At 56.1% G+C, this 17,160-nt stretch carries 13 protein-coding genes; 12 read left to right on the forward strand and 1 reads right to left on the reverse strand.

Features of this window, described 5'->3' with window-relative positions:
* Positions 1-512 precede the first annotated feature (512 nt).
* From LVJ78_RS10915 to LVJ78_RS10930, 4 genes are all read left to right on the forward strand, one after another.
* A complete protein-coding gene (locus LVJ78_RS10915) occupies positions 513-1,514 on the forward strand; it encodes a Bug family tripartite tricarboxylate transporter substrate binding protein (protein WP_132954022.1) in 1,002 nt (333 codons plus the stop codon).
* 131 nt (positions 1,515-1,645) lie between these two features.
* On the forward strand, positions 1,646-2,089 hold the full coding sequence (locus LVJ78_RS10920; protein WP_132954021.1) for a tripartite tricarboxylate transporter TctB family protein: 444 nt from the start codon (positions 1,646-1,648) through the stop codon (positions 2,087-2,089).
* A 17-nt stretch (positions 2,090-2,106) separates the two neighbouring features.
* The gene (locus tag LVJ78_RS10925; RefSeq protein ID WP_132954020.1) at positions 2,107-3,606 is read left to right on the forward strand and encodes a tripartite tricarboxylate transporter permease; all 1,500 of its coding nucleotides are present in this window, start codon (positions 2,107-2,109) and stop codon (positions 3,604-3,606) included.
* Between the two features lie 331 nt (positions 3,607-3,937).
* A complete protein-coding gene (locus tag LVJ78_RS10930) occupies positions 3,938-4,990 on the forward strand; it encodes an AbrB family transcriptional regulator (RefSeq protein WP_132954019.1) in 1,053 nt (350 codons plus the stop codon).
* Between the two features lie 521 nt (positions 4,991-5,511).
* Here the strand turns inward: LVJ78_RS10930 and LVJ78_RS10935 are convergent.
* Positions 5,512-6,501 (reverse strand): helix-turn-helix transcriptional regulator, encoded by a 990-nt coding sequence (locus tag LVJ78_RS10935; RefSeq protein WP_132954018.1) that lies wholly within the window; start codon positions 6,499-6,501, stop codon positions 5,512-5,514.
* 340 nt (positions 6,502-6,841) lie between these two features.
* On the opposite strand from LVJ78_RS10935, the gene LVJ78_RS10940 reads away from it, so the two are divergent.
* From LVJ78_RS10940 to LVJ78_RS10975, 8 genes are all read left to right on the forward strand, one after another.
* Positions 6,842-9,007, forward strand: coding sequence for a FepA family TonB-dependent siderophore receptor (locus LVJ78_RS10940; protein ID WP_132954017.1), 2,166 nt, complete (start codon positions 6,842-6,844; stop codon positions 9,005-9,007).
* Positions 9,008-9,375: 368 nt separating this feature from the next.
* Positions 9,376-10,068: a hypothetical protein gene (locus LVJ78_RS10945; protein WP_132954016.1), complete on the forward strand. Its 693-nt coding sequence runs from the start codon at positions 9,376-9,378 to the stop codon at positions 10,066-10,068.
* A gap of 211 nt (positions 10,069-10,279) precedes the next feature.
* The gene (locus LVJ78_RS10950) at positions 10,280-11,242 is read left to right on the forward strand and encodes an alpha/beta hydrolase (protein WP_132954015.1); all 963 of its coding nucleotides are present in this window, start codon (positions 10,280-10,282) and stop codon (positions 11,240-11,242) included.
* A complete protein-coding gene (locus tag LVJ78_RS10955) occupies positions 11,235-12,056 on the forward strand; it encodes a siderophore-interacting protein (RefSeq protein WP_132954014.1) in 822 nt (273 codons plus the stop codon). The genes LVJ78_RS10950 and LVJ78_RS10955 overlap by 8 nt, the downstream gene beginning before the upstream one ends.
* A 402-nt stretch (positions 12,057-12,458) precedes the next feature.
* The gene (locus LVJ78_RS10960) at positions 12,459-13,421 is read left to right on the forward strand and encodes a siderophore ABC transporter substrate-binding protein (RefSeq protein WP_132954013.1); all 963 of its coding nucleotides are present in this window, start codon (positions 12,459-12,461) and stop codon (positions 13,419-13,421) included.
* Between the two features lie 759 nt (positions 13,422-14,180).
* On the forward strand, positions 14,181-15,149 hold the full coding sequence (locus LVJ78_RS10965; RefSeq protein WP_132954061.1) for an ABC transporter permease: 969 nt from the start codon (positions 14,181-14,183) through the stop codon (positions 15,147-15,149).
* Positions 15,139-16,101, forward strand: coding sequence for an iron chelate uptake ABC transporter family permease subunit (locus LVJ78_RS10970; RefSeq protein ID WP_132954012.1), 963 nt, complete (start codon positions 15,139-15,141; stop codon positions 16,099-16,101). The genes LVJ78_RS10965 and LVJ78_RS10970 overlap by 11 nt, the downstream gene beginning before the upstream one ends.
* Positions 16,098-16,856, forward strand: a complete 759-nt coding sequence (locus LVJ78_RS10975) for an iron ABC transporter ATP-binding protein (RefSeq protein ID WP_132954011.1) — start codon at positions 16,098-16,100, stop codon at positions 16,854-16,856. The genes LVJ78_RS10970 and LVJ78_RS10975 overlap by 4 nt, the downstream gene beginning before the upstream one ends.
* Positions 16,857-17,160: the final 304 nt, after the last annotated feature.

Here is a 17,160-nt window from a genome sequence, read left to right on the forward strand (position 1 = left end):
CTCCGATAAAAATAAACAAAACAAATACCTGCAAGCAGGCTTTCATAAATAGCGGTTTGCTTTTCACAATAAAAAACAAACCATCGTATAAAGGTGTGATGCTACATAAGGCTGGATGCGGTAAATTCAAGCCCCGGCAGATAATTTTTTCAGACGGCCTGAAAAACAATCTGCTCAAAATTAAATAATCATCCGCTTGTTTGAAACTAGCTTTCCATTTAAAGCAAAAACACCACATTCTGATATTTTTCAACCATTGGCACAAAACATGGTTTTATATTTCTAAAAAGCATAAATCTACGATAAAAACCTATTTAAACAAAGAAATATATCACATTAAAACCACCACCAAACAAGCGCCTTTCTTACATTGTTGCCAATTTTCAATACCTGTTCAAAAAAATAGATATTAATATTCATTGACAGATTTATACCGTTGTTTATAAATTGCACCCACACATGGCCGCGCACAAACAGCGGCCACACTTGACAACAATTTGGAGGAGAAACCGATGAAACCCACACACGCAAGCTGGAAATGGGCGGCAGGCGCCCTGATTGCCCTTTCGCTGGCAGGCTGCAGCAAAGGCGGCGACGAAGCCGGCGCACCCAAGCGCCCCGAATGCATCGCACCGGCCAAGCCCGGCGGCGGCTTTGATTTAACTTGCAAGCTTGCGCAATCGGGCTTGAAAGACACCGATTTGCTCAAAGCGCCGATGCGCGTTACCTATATGCCCGGCGGCGTGGGCGCGGTGGCCTACAATAAAATCGTGGCCAACGATTCGGCCAACAACGATGCCATTGTGGCCTTTTCCACCGGCTCGCTGCTGAATCTGGCGCAAGGCAAATTCGGCCAATACACCGAAAAAGACGTGCGCTGGCTGGCCGCGGTGGGCACCGATTACGGCATGGTGGCGGTGAATGCCGAATCACCTTATAAAACGCTGGCCGATTTGGTGGCCGCGCTGAAAGCCGACCCGAAAAAAGTGAGCTTCGGCGCGGGCGGCAGCGTGGGCGGACAAGACTGGATGCAAACGGCCATGCTGGCCAAAGCCGCCGGCATCGACCCGAAAAACATGACTTATGTGGCGCTTGAGGGCGGCGGCGAAGCAGTCACTGCGGTGCTGGGCAACCACATTCAAGTGGTGAGCGCGGGCATTGCCGAAATGGGGCCGCACATCGAATCGGGCAAAGTGCGCGTGTTGGCCGTGTTTGCCAAAGAGCGCCTGGCCGGCAAACTGGCCGATATTCCCACCGCCAAAGAGCAGGGCTATGACGTGGAATGGCCGGTGATCCGCGGCTATTATATGGGCCCGAAAGTGAGCGACGAAGCGTTTAACTGGTGGAAGGGCCGCTTCGATAAAATGCTGGCCGACCCGAAATTCGCCGAACTGCGCAGCCAGCGCGATTTGCTGCCTTTTGCCATGACCGGCAGCGAATTGGAGCAATATGTGTTGCAGCAAACCGAAGCCATGCGCACGCTCTCGCAGGAATTCGATTTGATTAAAAAATAAACGCAATGCGCCGTGCCTGCCTGCACGGCGCATTGTGCATTGCCCGCCTTTCGCAGCCGGCTGTTTGGCAGTCTGCGGTGGATGAGGTTGAAAAGCAACAAACACACGCTGCACACACAAAGGATTTCCCCATGAATATCGAACGCTGGTTCAGCGGCTTGTTGGCGCTTACCGCCATCGGCCTGCTCACACTGGCATGGGGCTACACCGCCCCCATTGCCTACGACCCCATCGGCCCGCGCCCCTACCCCATGCTGATTTTGTCGCTATTGGCGCTGGGCTGCATTTATCTGGTGGTGCGCCCGAGCACACTCACCCACGCCCTCAATTTGGGCTACACCAAAGCCATTTTGAAAAACATCGGCTTGTGCATGGCTTTTTTATTGGCTTATGCGCTCACTTTCGAGCTGCTCGGCTTTCCGCTGGCCACGGCGCTGATGGCGTTTGGCGTGGGCAAGCTCTTTGGCGGCAGCAGCAAAGCCTGCCTGATTTCCGGCATCGCGCTGGGCGCACTGCTTTATGTGCTGTTTGACCTATTGCTCGATGTGCCGCTGCCTTTGGGCTTTTTCGGCTGAACGGGGAAAGATAAATCATGGATACTTTTCAATATTTGATGGACGGCTTTCAGGTGGCGCTGATGCCGAAAAACCTGCTGATTGCGCTGATTGGCGCTTTTATCGGCACCATCGTCGGCCTTTTGCCCGGCTTGGGGCCGATCAACGGCGTGGCGCTGCTGCTGCCTTTTGCGTTTGCGCTCGGCCTGCCGCCGGAGAGTGCGCTGATTTTGCTCGCTGCGGTATATTTGGGCTGCGAATACGGCGGGCGTATTTCCGCTATTCTGATTAATGTGCCCGGCGATGCGGCGGCGATTATGTCCACGCTCGACGGCTATCCGCTGGCCAAACAGGGCAAGGCGGGCATTGCCCTGTCGCTCTCGGCCATGAGCTCGTTTATCGGCAGCACCATCGCCACCATCGGCGTGGTGCTGTTTGCGCCGCTGCTGGCCAATTGGGCGATTGCTTTCGGGCCTGCCGAATATTTCGTGCTGATGGTGTTTGCCATCACCTGCTTGAGCGGCTTGGTGAGCGATCAGCCGGTGAAAACCATGGTGGCCGCCTTAATCGGCCTGAGCCTGGCCATGGTGGGGGTGGACGCGGTAACGGGCGTGTATCGCTTTACTTTCGACTCGGTGAATCTGAGCGACGGCATTCAATTCACCACCATTGTGATCGGCTTTTTCAGCATCAGCGAAATTCTGATTATGCTGGAGCACACCGCCACCGGCCAGAAAATCATGTCGCAGGGCAAACGCAGCCTGTTTAACCTGAAAGAATTCATGTTCAGCTTCGGCGCGATTATCCGCTCGGGCATCACCGGCTTTATCGTCGGCATTCTGCCCGGTGCCGGCGCCACCATTGCCAGCGCCATGACTTATTCCACCGAGCGCAAAATCGCCGGTGAAAAAGGGCGCTTCGGCGAAGGTGATTTGCGCGGCATCGCAGCACCCGAGGCGGCCAACAATGCCTCGGCCTGCGGCTCGTTTATCCCCATGCTCACGCTGGGCGTGCCCGGCTCGGGCACCACGGCGGTGATGCTGGGCGCGCTCACGCTCTACAACATCACGCCCGGCCCGCAATTATTCAGCGAGCAGCCCGATATTGTGTGGGGTTTGATTGCCTCGCTCTTCATCGGCAACGTGATTTTGCTGGCGCTCAATATTCCGCTGGTGGGTTTTTTCGCCCGGCTGTTGAATGTGCCGAACTATATTCTGATTCCGGCCATCGCCACGGTGAGCTTTGTGGGCGTGTATGCCATTCACAGCACCACTTTCGACCTGATTTTGATGGTGGCGCTGGGCGTGTTCGGCTATATGCTGCGCAAGCTCAATTTCCCGCTCTCGGCACTGATTTTGGGCTATGTGCTGGGCGAAATGATGGAATCGAGCCTGCGCCGCGCGCTGTCGATTTCGCAAGGTGATTTGGGCATTTTGTTTCACGGCCCGATTGCCATCACGTTGTGGGCGCTGAGCGCGCTGATGGTGGCGCTGCCGTTGATGCGCCTGCTGCGGCGCAAGAAAAAAGCAAGCGCTTAATCATGCAAACACGGCCGCATCATGCGGCCGTGTTGCTGCTTTTGCCATCAATCGGTCTATAATACAAATAAACTTGAGGCCGTCTGAAAAGCTTCAGACGGCCTCAAGTTTGATTCCACATTTTTTCGCTATACTGTGCTGCTTTTATACTTTTATATATAGTGGAATGAAAGAAAAACTTATACAGGCGCATGTAGCAAGCCATATGCAGAAGCCGTTTAAACCGCGTGCGTGGCTGCGCCACACACCCTACACATGATGCTAAATTTCTTATTTTTGTATAAGTTTTTCATTCATTCCACTATATTTTCCAAGTTCGGACCCTTTCGCCATGCATGCTTTCAGCCGCTTAATTTTCGGCTTTCTCACCGCCTTGGCCGGCGCGCAATTGGCTTTGTGGCTGCATCTGCCCTTGCCCTGGCTTTTGGGACCCTTGCTGCTCACGGCCGTGTGCTCGGCGCGCGGCTGGCCGATTAGCGGCCACACGCTGTTTCGCAATGCCGGCCAATGGTGCATCGGCACCTCGCTGGGGCTTTATTTCACGCCGGCCATGCTGGGCGTGATTGCCGTGAATATTCCCGCCATTGCCGCAGCCGTGCTGTTTGCCCTTTTGCTCGGTGCGTTGGGCGCGGCGGCTTATTACCGCTTCGGCGGCGTAGATTTTCAGACGGCCTGGTTTGCTTCGGCCATCGGCGGCGCCAGCGAAATGGCCAATTTGGCGGTGCATTACAAAGCCCATGTCGAGCAAGTGGTGTCTGCACACAGCCTGCGCGTGTTGCTGGTGGTGGTGATTATCCCGTTTGCCTATCAGTTTTTGGGTGTGCACGGCATGGACGATGGTGGCACGTTTGGCAAAAATCCTGCCGTTTACGGCGGCGGCCTGCTGGCGCTGGTGGCTTGGACGGGCTTGTTCGGCTGGCTGTTTAAGCGTTTGGGCTGGACCAACCCGTGGGTGTTCGGCCCTTTGCTCGCCACCATCATCCTCACCGCCCAAAATATCCATTTATCGGCCATTCCGCCGGCGGTGCAATATTTGGGGCAATTGTTTATCGGCTGGTCGCTCGGCAGCAAATTCACGCCCGGCTTTTTCAAACGTGCGCCGCGCTTTCTCACCACCGTAACCCTCACCACGCTGGCCGGGCTGCTGCTCACCACCGCAGCCGCTTGGGCGCTGAGCCGCGCCACGCAGCTGCCCTATCCTGCCGTGCTGCTGGGCATGGCGCCCGGCGGCATTGCCGAGATGACCATCACCGCAAAGGTGCTGCATTTGAGCGTGCCTTTGGTGACCGTGTTTCACGTTTGCCGCATGGTGTGCGTGCTTTTGAGCACGGGGCCGCTTTATCGGTTGCTGGTGCGGCGCATGCGCACATCAAAGCCGGCCTGATCAGACGCATGATAATTTTGATCAACTGACCTGCCGGCTTGATGGATGCGCTTTATGTTTATCCCAGAGGCCGTCTGAAAACCGTTTTCAGACGGCCTTGCTGCCTGTTGATAGCACATCTTCAACATAAGAAAATAAAACGGGGCAACGCCGCGCCGGTTTAAATCATGACCTTATAAATTTTAAATCATGACCTTATAAATAAAGAAAAGAAAATCAATTCCACGTTCGATTTCCAACAATAAACCCGAGGCCGTCTGAAAAGTTTTCAGACGGCCTCGGGTTTATACCCATTCCCAAAAGCAAGCTTATAAAGTACAGCATAGATATAGTGGCATGCAAGAAAAAGTGATACAAAGCCACGCACTATCACGGAGTAGGTTGGGTTGATAAACCCAACGTTTCAGTCGGCTTGTTGGGTTTTCAACCCAACCTACCCGTTGTGTCACTTTTTTATGCATTCCACTATAGTATGACAAGGCCAGAAAACGCCATAAGGTGATTTTTTTGGATGGGTGTCATCAAGCCATCGAGCGCACCTGCCGCGGGCACACATGATATTGCTGCTTGAATGCCTTGCTGAAGCTTTCCAGATGCCGGTAGCCCGCGGCTGCGGCCGCTTCGTTTACGCGCGCGCCGGCGAGCAGCGCCCGATAAGCGCGGGCAAGCTTGAGGCGGCGCAGATAGTGGGCGATGCTCACGCCGTGATGCTCCTGAAAATTGCGCTGCAAAGTGGTGGTGTTGCAATGGCAATGTGCCGCCATCTGCGCCAGTGGCCAATCATCGGCCTGCCCGCTGTGCAAAAGTGCGGTGAGCCGGTTGACCCTTTTTTGTTGCGCCACCGGCAGCCCGCCGACATGCCCGCCTTGCAACACCAGCTGCTGCGCCACTTCGGCAAGCAGCGCCACGGCAGCGCTTTCCTGCTGCAAGCGGCGCACGGGCAACGGCAGCCTCTGCGTTTCGGCCGCTTCGATTTGCGCGGCCAGCACGCGCATGTGCGGGCTGACCTGAAAATAGCGGGCCTGCAAATGCTGCGTCGGCGGCAACGTGAGCCAGGCCGGTTGCGCCGGCCAACCGTTGCAGCAGGCCGCCCACCAATCCAGCCCGACAAACAGTACCAATTCATGATGTTGCGCCTGCACTTTGAAATGCTTGCCGCCGCATTCTCCCTTCAACACCGGCAGCCACACGCCGTCATACGCCGCTTCTTTTCCAATGCCGATTTCCGTGCCGCCCACACTCAGGCGGCTGCACCCGGCCAATGAAAGCACCACCCGCAAATCGGGTGCAAAGTGAATCAGCGGCAAATCCACGCGCTCGGCCACCTTGAAATGTGCCGACTTCACCGACAAGCCTTCGCGCAAATGCCAGCTTTCCACCGTGCCGCACAAATGCGGGTGCGGGTTGCGCCGGCGCGCTTCGTTTCCTGATAAAGCCGCAGAAGAAAACGGCGCACTATCCGCCATCTGAGCGTTGGTTTCCACCATTGCCATGCTGTTTTGTCCTTTCACGCGGCACGCTGCCTTTTTCACAGGGTAAAAAATTGCTTTTCACCGCAGGTTTTACCGCCGCGTTCTGCTAATATATGAATGATATTGATTATCATAACATATATTAAAAACCACATCGATGATAAAACCCGCATCCTGTTTGCCATATTTGTTTTTGCAGCTGCGTAAGGCCGTCTGAAAGCCTTATACCTATTCAAAAAAGTAAGCTAACTAGGCGGCGAGCCGCAGACAGTACAACCCGTACGGCAAGGCGAGCCAACGAAGTTAGGTTATTTTTTTTGGGTTGGTCTTATGCAGGCAATCGAATCTACACAACCCTTGACCTTCCGGAGCCTTTTTAATGCCTACCCCGCAATTGCGTTTGCCACTTCTCTCTCTCAGCCTGCTGGCAGGTTTTGCCCATGCCGAAACAGCCGAGAGCACCGCCGAATTAGGCACTGTTTACGTAACCGCCGAGCGCCAATTGCAGCAATCGCTGGGCGTGTCGAAAATCTCGGCGCAAGATTTGGAAAAGCAGCCGGTAGTGAACGACATTTCCGAGCTGGTGCGCACCATGCCCGGCGTCAACCTCACCGGCAACACCGCCACCGGCCAGCGCGGCAACAAGCGCCAGATTGATTTGCGCGGCATGGGGCCGGAAAACACGCTGATTTTAATCGACGGCCGCCCGGCCACCTCGCGCAATTCGGAGCGCATCAGCATGCGCGGCGAGCGCAACACCCGCGGCGACAGCAACTGGGTGCCGGCCGAAGCCATCGATTCGATTGAAGTAATCCGCGGCCCCGCCGCCGCCCGCTACGGCTCCGGCGCCATGGGCGGCATGGTGAATATCGTCACCAAAAAAATCACCAACGAATTCAGCGGCAGCCTGAATTACTACACCAACCAGCCGCAAGACGATGACGAAGGCGCCACCAACCGCGTGGGCTTCAACCTGAGCGGCCCGATTGTGAAAGATGTGTTGTCGTTCCGCATCTACGGCAGCGCCAACAAAACCGATGCCGATGATGCCAACATCAATGCCGCCGCCGGCAATGCCGATGCCGCCGGCGTGGAAGGCGTGCGCAATAAAGACATCGCCGGCCGTCTGCATTGGAAAATCAGCCCCGCCCAAAGCCTCACCTTCGACACCGGCTTCAGCCGCCAAGGCAATATTTACAACGGCGACACCCAAAACAGCGACACCCACCCCGCCGCCGAAGCCTTACGCACCAGCCTTATCGGCTCGGAAACCGCCCGCCTCTACCGCAGCAATTTCGCCCTCACCCACACCGGCGCCTGGGATTGGGGCGACACCAAATCGTATATCAGCTACGACCGCACCACCAACAGCCGCCTGCCCGAATATCTCGCCGGCGGCCCCGAAGGCAGCTACAGCAGCGATGAATTCACCAACAGCTACCTGAAAAACCTGCGCCTGAGCAGCGAAGCGCATATTCCGTTTGAATGGGGCGTGCCGCATGTATTGACGGTGGGCGCCGAATTCACCGACAGCCGTCTGAAAGATGCCTCATCCAACCGCCAAAGCTTCACCGACCAAGGCAACACCGACATCTTCGACGGCATTTCCGCCACACGCGGCAGCAATGCCTCGCAACGCGAATGGGCCGTGTATGCCGAAGACAACATCGCCCTCACCGAGCGCACCCACCTCATCCCCACCCTGCGCTTCGACCACCACAGCAAATCCGGCGGCAACGTGAGCGGCGGCCTCAATTTTTCACAACAACTGGGCGAATATTGGCTGGTTAAAGGCGGCATCGCCCGCGCCTACAAAGCGCCCAACCTTTATCAAACCGACCCCAATTTTATTCTCTACACCCGCGGCAACGGCTGCCCCATCGGTACTTCAGGCCGCTGCTACTACATGGGCAACGCCGATTTGAAGCCGGAAACCAGCTGGAACAAAGAAATCGGCGCCGAATTCAATAAAAACGGCTGGCAGGCATCGGCCACTTATTTCCACAACGCCTACCGCAACAAAATCGTGATCGGCGACGTGCTGGTTGCCCAAAGCGATTTAGGCAACGCGCTCTACCAATGGAGCAACACCCCCAAAGCCACCGTGGCCGGCGTGGAAGGCAACTTGGTGGTGCCGCTGCATGAGCGCTTGAAATGGAACAACAATTTCACCTATATGCAAAAATCGGAAGACTACCAAGGCAACCCCTTATCGATGATTCCGAAATTCACCTTCAACAGCACCCTAGCGTGGACGCCCACCGAAAAATGGGATGCCAACCTCACCTTCACCCAATACGGCCGCATCAAGCCGCGCACCGTGGCGGTGAACCGCACCGAAAACAGCAACGGCCTGAGCACCAATGAAGTGGGCAGCTACGGCCTGTGGGGCATCAATGCCGGCTATCAATTCAACAAACACACCAGCGCCCGCGCCGGCATCAGCAATATTTTCGACAAGAAAATCTACCGCACCGCCGACGGCGCACAAACCTTCAACCAACACGGCCGCGCCTTTTACGGCAGCCTGAAAGTGGGGTTTTAAGATTTAAGGCCGTCTGATACCAATTCAAAAAAGTAAGCTAACAAGGCGGCGAGCCGCAGACAGTACAGATAGTACGGCAAGGCGAGACAACGAAGTTAGGTTATTTTTTTGGATTGGTATGAAACGCAATAACAGCCCGTAGATTGGGTTAGGCCGCCAAGGCCGTAACCCAACAACATCTTGGTTTCCCGCAATATTGCCCGAAACCGGAAATGTTAGGCCGCAGCCTTGGTCTTTGTAGGTCGGATTCTCGAATCCGACATTTGGCCGCAAGGCCGAATTCAAGAATCCGACCTAGCACCGCTGCAGATTAGCACCACCACTCAAACATGCCCCATATTGATACACCCACCATTCAAGGAAACCGCATGAAAACCAGCACCGCATTATTTATTGCCGCCGCCCTCGGCTTGAGCAGCCCCGCTTTCGCCGCAGGCTTCGCCCATCAACAAGACATCCGCTATGCCGGCCAAACGCTTGCCGTGGCCGACACCTCCGCCCGCCTGCTCGGCAACCAACAAGGCAATGCGCCCGAACTCGTGGCCGACATTAACGACGGCTTGGGCAAAACCAAAATCCCCGGCTACAAAATCCAGATTATGAGCCGTAGCTATTCGCTCGCCGCCGACGCCCGCCCCGCACGCGAAGGCAGCGGCTGGAGCGACAACCGCGCCATCCACCGCGGCGTGAAGCTCTTAATCGGCATTCCCGTGCACAACGGCCAGCCCGATTTGGCCGCCGCCAAGCTCTTGAGCCTGGCCTTAATCAGCGATGCCGACACGCCCGACACCTTCAAAGCCGAAGACAAAATCCGCCCGCGCGGCAAACAATTGGTTAACAAAGAAGCCAAACTCACCCGCCCCAGCCTGCAACTGAGCGAGCTGCAACTGCCTGATTTTGCCAGCGGCGAGCGCAGCGGCGGCGGCGTGAAGCTGAACGCCTCGGCCACGGTTAACGGCAAACCGCTAACGGTGACCATCAACAGCACCTTGCGCGAATTCGATGTCGCCAAACCCGATGCCGCCCGTGGCTTCGGCGCTGATGCACGTTTGGTGAAATAACGCCGCAAAGAATGGCCGTCTGAAACGCAATAACAGCCCGTAGCTGTAGGTCGGATTCTCGAATCCGACATTGGGCCGCAAGGCCGAACATGCCGCAATCTTGTTCTGCAAACAAGTGTCGGATTCAAGAATCCGACCTACAGCTACTGAATGATTAAAGCTTTTAGCGTTTGTTTTTTATCCCGTTTCTCTTTCAGGCAGCCTTAACCCTATGCTACGAATAGCCTTATTTCTCACTACCCTGCTATTGGCCGCGCACAGCCCCGCTGCCCCGCCGCCCGATATGAGCCGGCGCGCCGATTTTTCGGTGCTCTCCGCGCCTGAGAGCGGCTACCGCTTCCACACGCTGGATTTCCCCACCGCCGATGGCAGGCCGGCGCTTCGCGTGTATGCCGGCATTCCCGAAGCCGCGCCGCCAGCCGCCGGCTTTCCCGCCTTGTTTGCGCTTGACGGCAACGCCTTGCCCGAGCTTTTAAACACCGCAACCTTGCGCCGCCTAGCCGCCGAAGCGCCAACCGTGCTGGTGCTGATTGGTTATGCCAACAATTTGCGCTTCGATGCCGCCGCCCGGGCCTATGACTACACCCCGCCCGATACACACGGCCAGGCTTTGGCCGATGATTTCGACCCCACACGCCAAAACGGCGGCGCAGCGATATTGCTGCAACGGCTCACCACCGAAATCCGCCCTGCCGTGGCCAAACGCGCGCCACTGAATCCGCAACGGCAAACGCTGTGGGGGCATTCCTACGGCGGCCTGTTTGTGCTCTACAGCTTGCTGCAACAACCCGATGCGTTTACGCAATACATCGCCGCCGACCCCTCATTGTGGTGGCAGCGCGGCCTGTTTCTGCAACAGGCACAGCAAGCGTTCAGACGGCCTTTGCCATTTCAGCCCCGTGCACAATTGTGGCTGCAAAAAAGCGGCAAAGCCGAGCGCAAAACCGCGCAAAACCCACAGCAACAACAGCGCATCGAAGCCCGCAACCGCGCCGTGGCCGCCGTGCCGCCCGATGCCGCCAAAACACTGGCCGCACAATTGGGCAAACTGCCCGGCCTGAGCGTGCATTATCAGGATTATCCGCAACACAGCCACGGCAGCCTGCTGGCCGCATCGTTTCAGGCAGCCTTAAGCCAAGCTTCCACCCCTTTTCAGGAACCAACCCATGACTGAGCCCAACCCCAAACGCGCGCGCCTGATTCAAGTGCAAAGCTGGCACGATCTCAGCCCGCACCTGCGCCGCATTGTGTTTCACAGCCCCGAATTGGCCGATTATCCGTTTACCCGCAACGGCGCCCACATCAAAATCCTGCTGCCCCGTGCCGGCCAAAGCAAACCTGTGCTGCCCGACCTCACCCCGCAAGGCCCGCGCTGGCCCGATAAAACCGCCGCGCCCTACAAACGTTCCTACACCTTAAGCGCGTTTGACCGCACCGAGTGCACCATGACCATTGATTTTGTGCTGCACAACAGCAATGGCCCCGCCTCACACTTTGCCCGCAGCGTGCAGGCCGGCCAAAGCATCGGCGTATCCGCCCCCGCCGGCAGCCGCGATATGCCGGCTTCTTGTGCGCACGCCGTCATCGCGGGCGACTTAAGCGCCCTGCCCGCCATCAGCGCCATGCTGGCCGAAATGCACCCGCACAGCCGCGGCGATGTGTGGCTGTGGCTGCCCGAGGCGGCCGATTTGCCCGCACTGTTGCCCAAACCCGCCGCCATAAATGTGCACTTTTTCAGCGGCAACGCGCCCGACACCGTGGCCGCCATTGCCGCCCAAATCGCCGCGCTGCCGCAGCCGCCAAGCGATTGCCGCTGCTGGTTTGGCGGCGAAGCGCAATTGGTGGCCGCCTTGCGCCCGATTGCACGGGTGCAATGGCGGCTGCCCGCCGCCCATTGCTATGCCGTGCCGTTTTGGCGGCGTGGCGAAGATGAAGAGCAATATCACCGGCAACGGCATGTGTTTATGGATGCAGACGATGCGCTCTAGGGTCTGTTCACATTTCATCTCGTGGCAATCTTTTGGCTCAAAAACGCGCCTGCTGCGTTGAAAATGCTCGCAAGGTGTCCAACCTTGCTGTGCTTTTCGCCTTGCAGCCACGCTTTTGCGCTCAAAATCTTACTCGCGGATGAATTGTGAACAGACCCTAAGCTCAAAGCAATACTGCACGAATATTTATTAACGTCTTCATAAATACAACACCACTCAAATTTTAATAATACGAATCATTGTTAATCATAAAAACTTATGCGAAAATTAAAAGCAATTATTATCCATGCCTTGGCCGTCTGAAAACGTGTATGCACGTTCAGACGGCCTGATATTTCAACCGTTAACCAATACGCTGCGTTTGCCAAGCGCGTTTTGAATCCTCACCTGATGGAGTTTGCCATGACCTTACGTTTCACCACGCTTGCCCTATGCTGCACCGCTGCCTTGGCCGCCTGCTCGCCCCAACCTGCCGCTTCCGATAATCATGCCGCCTCTGCCGTGGCGGCTGCCGCTTCGGAAGCAGGCAGCGTAACCATCGACACCGCCCGCGGCGAAGCCACCGTGCCGGCCAACCCCGAACGCATCGCCGTGTATGACTGGGGCATGCTCGATACGCTGGGCAAGCTGGGTGTGGATGTGGGTGCCACCACCACCAATATCCGCCTGGGCTATCTGCAAGACGCCGCCCGCAACATGCAGCCGGTGGGCACTTTGTTTGAGCCGGATTATGAAGCGCTCCACGCCTTCGCGCCGCAATTGATCATCACCGGCTCGCGCACCGCACCGGCGTTTGAGCAATTGAGCAAGCTCGCGCCCACCATCGAGATGACTGCCGACACCACCAAAATGCGCGAAAGCACCGAGGCGCGCATCGATGCGTTTGCCAAAATTTTCCACAAAGAAGCCGAAGCCCAAGCGCTGAAAAAAGAAATCGATGAATCCTTTGCTGCGGCCAAAGCCGCCGCACAAGGCAAGGGCAGCGGGCTGGTGATTCTGGTTAACGGCGGCAAAATGTCGGCCTTCGGCCCCGATTCGCGCTTCGGCTGGATACACCGCGATGTGGGCGTGCCCACGGTGGATGCCGAGATTAAAGAAGGCAGCCACGGCCAACCGATTTCGTTTGAATACCTCAAGCAGAAAAACCCCGACTGGCTGTTTGTGCTCGACCGCGGCTCGGCCATCGGCCAAGAAGGCGAAGCGGCCAAAGATGTGCTGGATAACCCGCTGGTGGCCGCTACCACCGCTTGGAAAAAAGGCCAAGTGGTGTATTTATTGCCGGAAAACTATCTGGCCGCCGGCGGCGCGCAACAGCTTTTGAATGCCACCGCGCAAGTGCGCGAAGCGTTTGAAGCGGCGAAGTAAACGACAGTTGTGTTTCAGACGGCCTTGAACGTTTAGGGCGGGCGAAACTGGGCAGGCAGCAAGCCTTACGGCTTACCACCCTCACCTTTACCCCAACAAGTCGGCGCAAATCCTCTCCGACTTATTGATTCGGCAATTAAATATTGAACATTTTCAGATGCCGGCAAACAAGCCTTTGGCTTGTTGCCCTCTCCCTAGCCCTCTCCCATGGGAGAGGGAACAGGTTTCTGCTGCGGGCAAGAGGATGTGAATATTCAATAATTAGTTGCCGCATCTATAGATTGACCGGCGCAGCGTGTCAATCTTGTCCGCTTTGAGCAGAGGGAGGGGATGTAATACCAGTTCAAAAAAGTAAGCTAACAAGGCGTCGAGCCGCAGACAGTACAACTAGTACGGCAAGGCGAGACAACGAAGTTAGGTTATTTTTTGGGATTGGTATAAGTGACAGGCCGTCTGAAAGATTGTTATTGCGCAAACATTGATACTCGCTTGAATAATCAAGCGATAACTGTTTGAGTGCGTAGTGCATAGGTACGATTAGCGAAGCTTAATCGTACCTATGCACTGCTGAAGCTCGAAATGTTTCAGACGGCCTCGAACGGTTGTAGCTTAATGATTGGAAATATTTGAATGACCGTAATCTTTCAGACAGCCTCTCGCATGCGTACGATTACGCTGCGCTAATCATACCTACGTACCGATGCTGTCTGAAACCAAACCAAATTAAAGAAGAAGAAACCGTTCCTTATGCAAACCAAAATGCAAGCCGAATCCCGTTTGCTCAACTGGGGCAGCGCCGCCGCCCTACTGCTCTTGTTTGCTGTCAGCTTATCGGTGGGCGTGGCCGATTTCAGCTGGCGCAATCTGTTTGCCATGCCCGATGAATGGCAGCTGCTGCTCACCAGCCGGCTGCCGCGCACGTTTGCCATTGTGCTCACCGGCGCGTCGATGGCGGTGGCGGGCATGATTTTGCAGATTTTGATGAAAAACCGCTTTATCGAGCCTTCGATGGTGGGCGCCACCCAAAGTGCTTCGCTGGGGCTTTTACTGATGGCTTTGCTGTTTCCCGCGGCCACGCTGATGGTGAAAATGTCGGTGGCGGCCGCGGCGGCGCTGGCGGGCATGTTGGTGTTTATGTTGCTCATCCGCCGCCTGCCGCCCACGGCGCAGCTGATGGTGCCGCTGGTGGGGATTATTTTCGGCAGCATTATCGAATCGGCCGCGGTGTTTGTGGCTTATGAAACGGAAACGCTGCAATTGCTCAGCGTGTGGCATTTGGGTGATTTCTCGGGCGTGTTGCTCGGGCGTTATGAGTTGTTGTGGCTGGCGGGCTTATTGGCGCTGGCCGCTTATCTGATTGCCGACAGGCTCACCATTTTGGGCTTGGGCGAAACGGTGAGCATCAATTTGGGGCTCAACCGCAAAACCATTTTGTGGGCCGGGCTTGTGATTGTGGCGCTGATTACTTCGCTGGTGGTGGTAACGGTGGGCGGTATTCCGTTTATCGGGCTGGTGGTGCCCAATATCGTCAGCCGCTTGGTGGGCGACAAGCTGCGTCAAAGCCTGCCTGCGGTGGCGCTGCTGGGGGCGGTGCTGGTGCTCGCGTGCGACATTATCGGGCGGCTGATCCGCTATCCGTTTGAAATTCCGGTGGCCACGGTGTTTGGGGTGTTGGGCACGGTGCTGTTTTTGGTGTTGCTGATGAAAAGGAGCGGCCATGCCGTCTGAAAAACGCAACCTGCTGCTGGCCGCCTTGCTGCTGGCTGCCGCATCGGCTTTGTTTATGACGCTAAACGCGCGCGGCATGTGGGATTTCGTGCTGCCTTTGCGCGCGGCCAAATTGCTGGCGATTTTGCTGGTGGCCTATGCCATCGGCGTGTCGACTTTATTGTTTCAAACGCTCACCCACAACCCGATACTCACGCCCTCTTTGCTCGGCTTTGACACTTTATATGTGTTTTTACAAACGCTGTTGGTGCTCGTGTTGGGCGGCATCGGCTATGTGCAGCTCAACCCGGTTTGGAAATTCAGCGGCGAAATGCTGGTGATGTTGGGCGGCTCGATGTTGTTGTTTCAAGTGTTGCTGCGCCAAGGCGGCCGCGATTTGGCGCGCATGATTTTAATCGGCGTGATTTTCGGCATTTTCTTTCGCAGCATCACCGGCCTGCTGCAACGGCTGATGGATCCGGAAGCCTTTGCGGTGGCGCAGGCTTTTTCTTATGCCTCGTTCAATTCGTTTAACCGGCAGCTTTTGTGGCCGGCTTTGCTGGTGGTGTTGATTAGCGTGCCCTTGCTGTGGCGTGAGCGCCATCGCCTGGATGTGCACCTGCTCGGCCGCGACCAAGCCGTCAACCTCGGCATCGCTTATCAGCGCCACACTTTATGGCTCTTGGCCTGGGTGGCCGTGCTGGTGGCCACGGCCACGGCGCTGGTGGGGCCGTTTGGCTATCCGGTGAGCTTTTTCGGCCTGCTCGTTTGCGCACTGTCCAACCATTTTGCCGGTACGCTGCGCCACAATGTGCGCCTGCCGATGGTGTTTCTGGTGGCCGCGCTGCTGCTGGTGGGCGGCCAAACCCTGTTTGAGCATGTGCTCGGCATGCAGGCGGTGCTGAGCGTGGTGGTGGAATTTGCCGGCGGTTTGGTGTTTTTATATTTGATTTTGCGGAAAAAACAAACATGATTCATATTGAAAACGTGAGCCACCACATCGGCAAACAAACCATTTTGAACAATATCCGTTTGGAAATTCCCGCCGGCGGCATCACCGCACTCATCGGCCCCAACGGCGCGGGCAAATCCACGCTGCTCTCATTGATGGCGCGGCTGCAACCGCTCACACACGGCCATATCCGCTACGACGGCCGCGATCTGGCCGCCACGCCCACCGCCGAAATGGCGCGCAAGCTGGCCATTCTCACGCAAGAGGGCAGCGTGCAAAGCCGCATTTCGGTGCGCGATTTATTGATGTTCGGCCGCTTTCCCTACCACCAAGGCCACCCGCAAGCCCTCGACCGCGAAATCGTGGCCGCCGCGCTGCATGAATTCGGGCTTGAGCCTTTGGCTGAACGCTACCTCACCGAGCTCTCCGGCGGCCAACGCCAAAGGGCCATGATTGCGATGGTGTTTTGCCAACAAACCGATTATGTGCTGCTCGACGAGCCGCTCAACAATCTGGACATGTTTTACGCTAAAAGCCTGATGCAGCTTTTGCAGCGGCTCACCCACGAGCACAAGCGCACCACCGTGGTGGTGTTGCACGACATCAATCAGGCCGCCGCCTATGCCGACCACATCGTCGCCATGCAGCACGGCCAAGTGGCGTTTGCCGGCGCACCGGATGACGTGTTTACCGAAGCCAACATCAAAACCTTATTCAATATGGATGCGGCGGTGATTGATTATGCTGGCAAGAAGCTGGTGGTGCACCACGTTTGACAAACCCGTTGGCAAACCCAAAACAGGCCGTCTGAAAGCTTTCAGACGGCCTGTTTTTAAAATTGAAACTTTATTACAAATTATCTTTTTCAGACGGCCTAAAGCACTCACACCATCAAAATATCAAGCAAAAAAAGCCAACATTTATCCCGACAAACCCATTATTTATCCCGAAAATTCAAATATTTTTCAGATTTAAATCAAATTACATTTTGCTACATTGTTATCAATGATGACCCAGCCACACACATGCTATACAATGATTTTCATCCGCCTTGATTATGACAAGAGAAAAGAGCAAACC

The organism is Uruburuella suis (assembly GCF_022870845.1).
In the GTDB taxonomy this organism is placed as follows: Bacteria; Pseudomonadota; Gammaproteobacteria; order Burkholderiales; family Neisseriaceae; genus Neisseria; species Neisseria suis.

Coding starts and splice junctions, on each gene's coding strand:
- LVJ78_RS10930 (WP_132954019.1), top strand. CDS start 3,938: ATGCATGCTTTCAGCCGCTTAATTTTCGGCTTTCTCACCGCCTTGGCC.
- LVJ78_RS10960 (WP_132954013.1), top strand. CDS start 12,459: ATGACCTTACGTTTCACCACGCTTGCCCTATGCTGCACCGCTGCCTTG.
- LVJ78_RS10925 (WP_132954020.1), top strand. CDS start 2,107: ATGGATACTTTTCAATATTTGATGGACGGCTTTCAGGTGGCGCTGATG.
- LVJ78_RS10940 (WP_132954017.1), top strand. CDS start 6,842: ATGCCTACCCCGCAATTGCGTTTGCCACTTCTCTCTCTCAGCCTGCTG.
- LVJ78_RS10920 (WP_132954021.1), top strand. CDS start 1,646: ATGAATATCGAACGCTGGTTCAGCGGCTTGTTGGCGCTTACCGCCATC.
- LVJ78_RS10970 (WP_132954012.1), top strand. CDS start 15,139: ATGCCGTCTGAAAAACGCAACCTGCTGCTGGCCGCCTTGCTGCTGGCT.
- LVJ78_RS10915 (WP_132954022.1), top strand. CDS start 513: ATGAAACCCACACACGCAAGCTGGAAATGGGCGGCAGGCGCCCTGATT.
- LVJ78_RS10965 (WP_132954061.1), top strand. CDS start 14,181: ATGCAAGCCGAATCCCGTTTGCTCAACTGGGGCAGCGCCGCCGCCCTA.
- LVJ78_RS10975 (WP_132954011.1), top strand. CDS start 16,098: ATGATTCATATTGAAAACGTGAGCCACCACATCGGCAAACAAACCATT.
- LVJ78_RS10945 (WP_132954016.1), top strand. CDS start 9,376: ATGAAAACCAGCACCGCATTATTTATTGCCGCCGCCCTCGGCTTGAGC.
- LVJ78_RS10955 (WP_132954014.1), top strand. CDS start 11,235: ATGACTGAGCCCAACCCCAAACGCGCGCGCCTGATTCAAGTGCAAAGC.
- LVJ78_RS10950 (WP_132954015.1), top strand. CDS start 10,280: ATGCTACGAATAGCCTTATTTCTCACTACCCTGCTATTGGCCGCGCAC.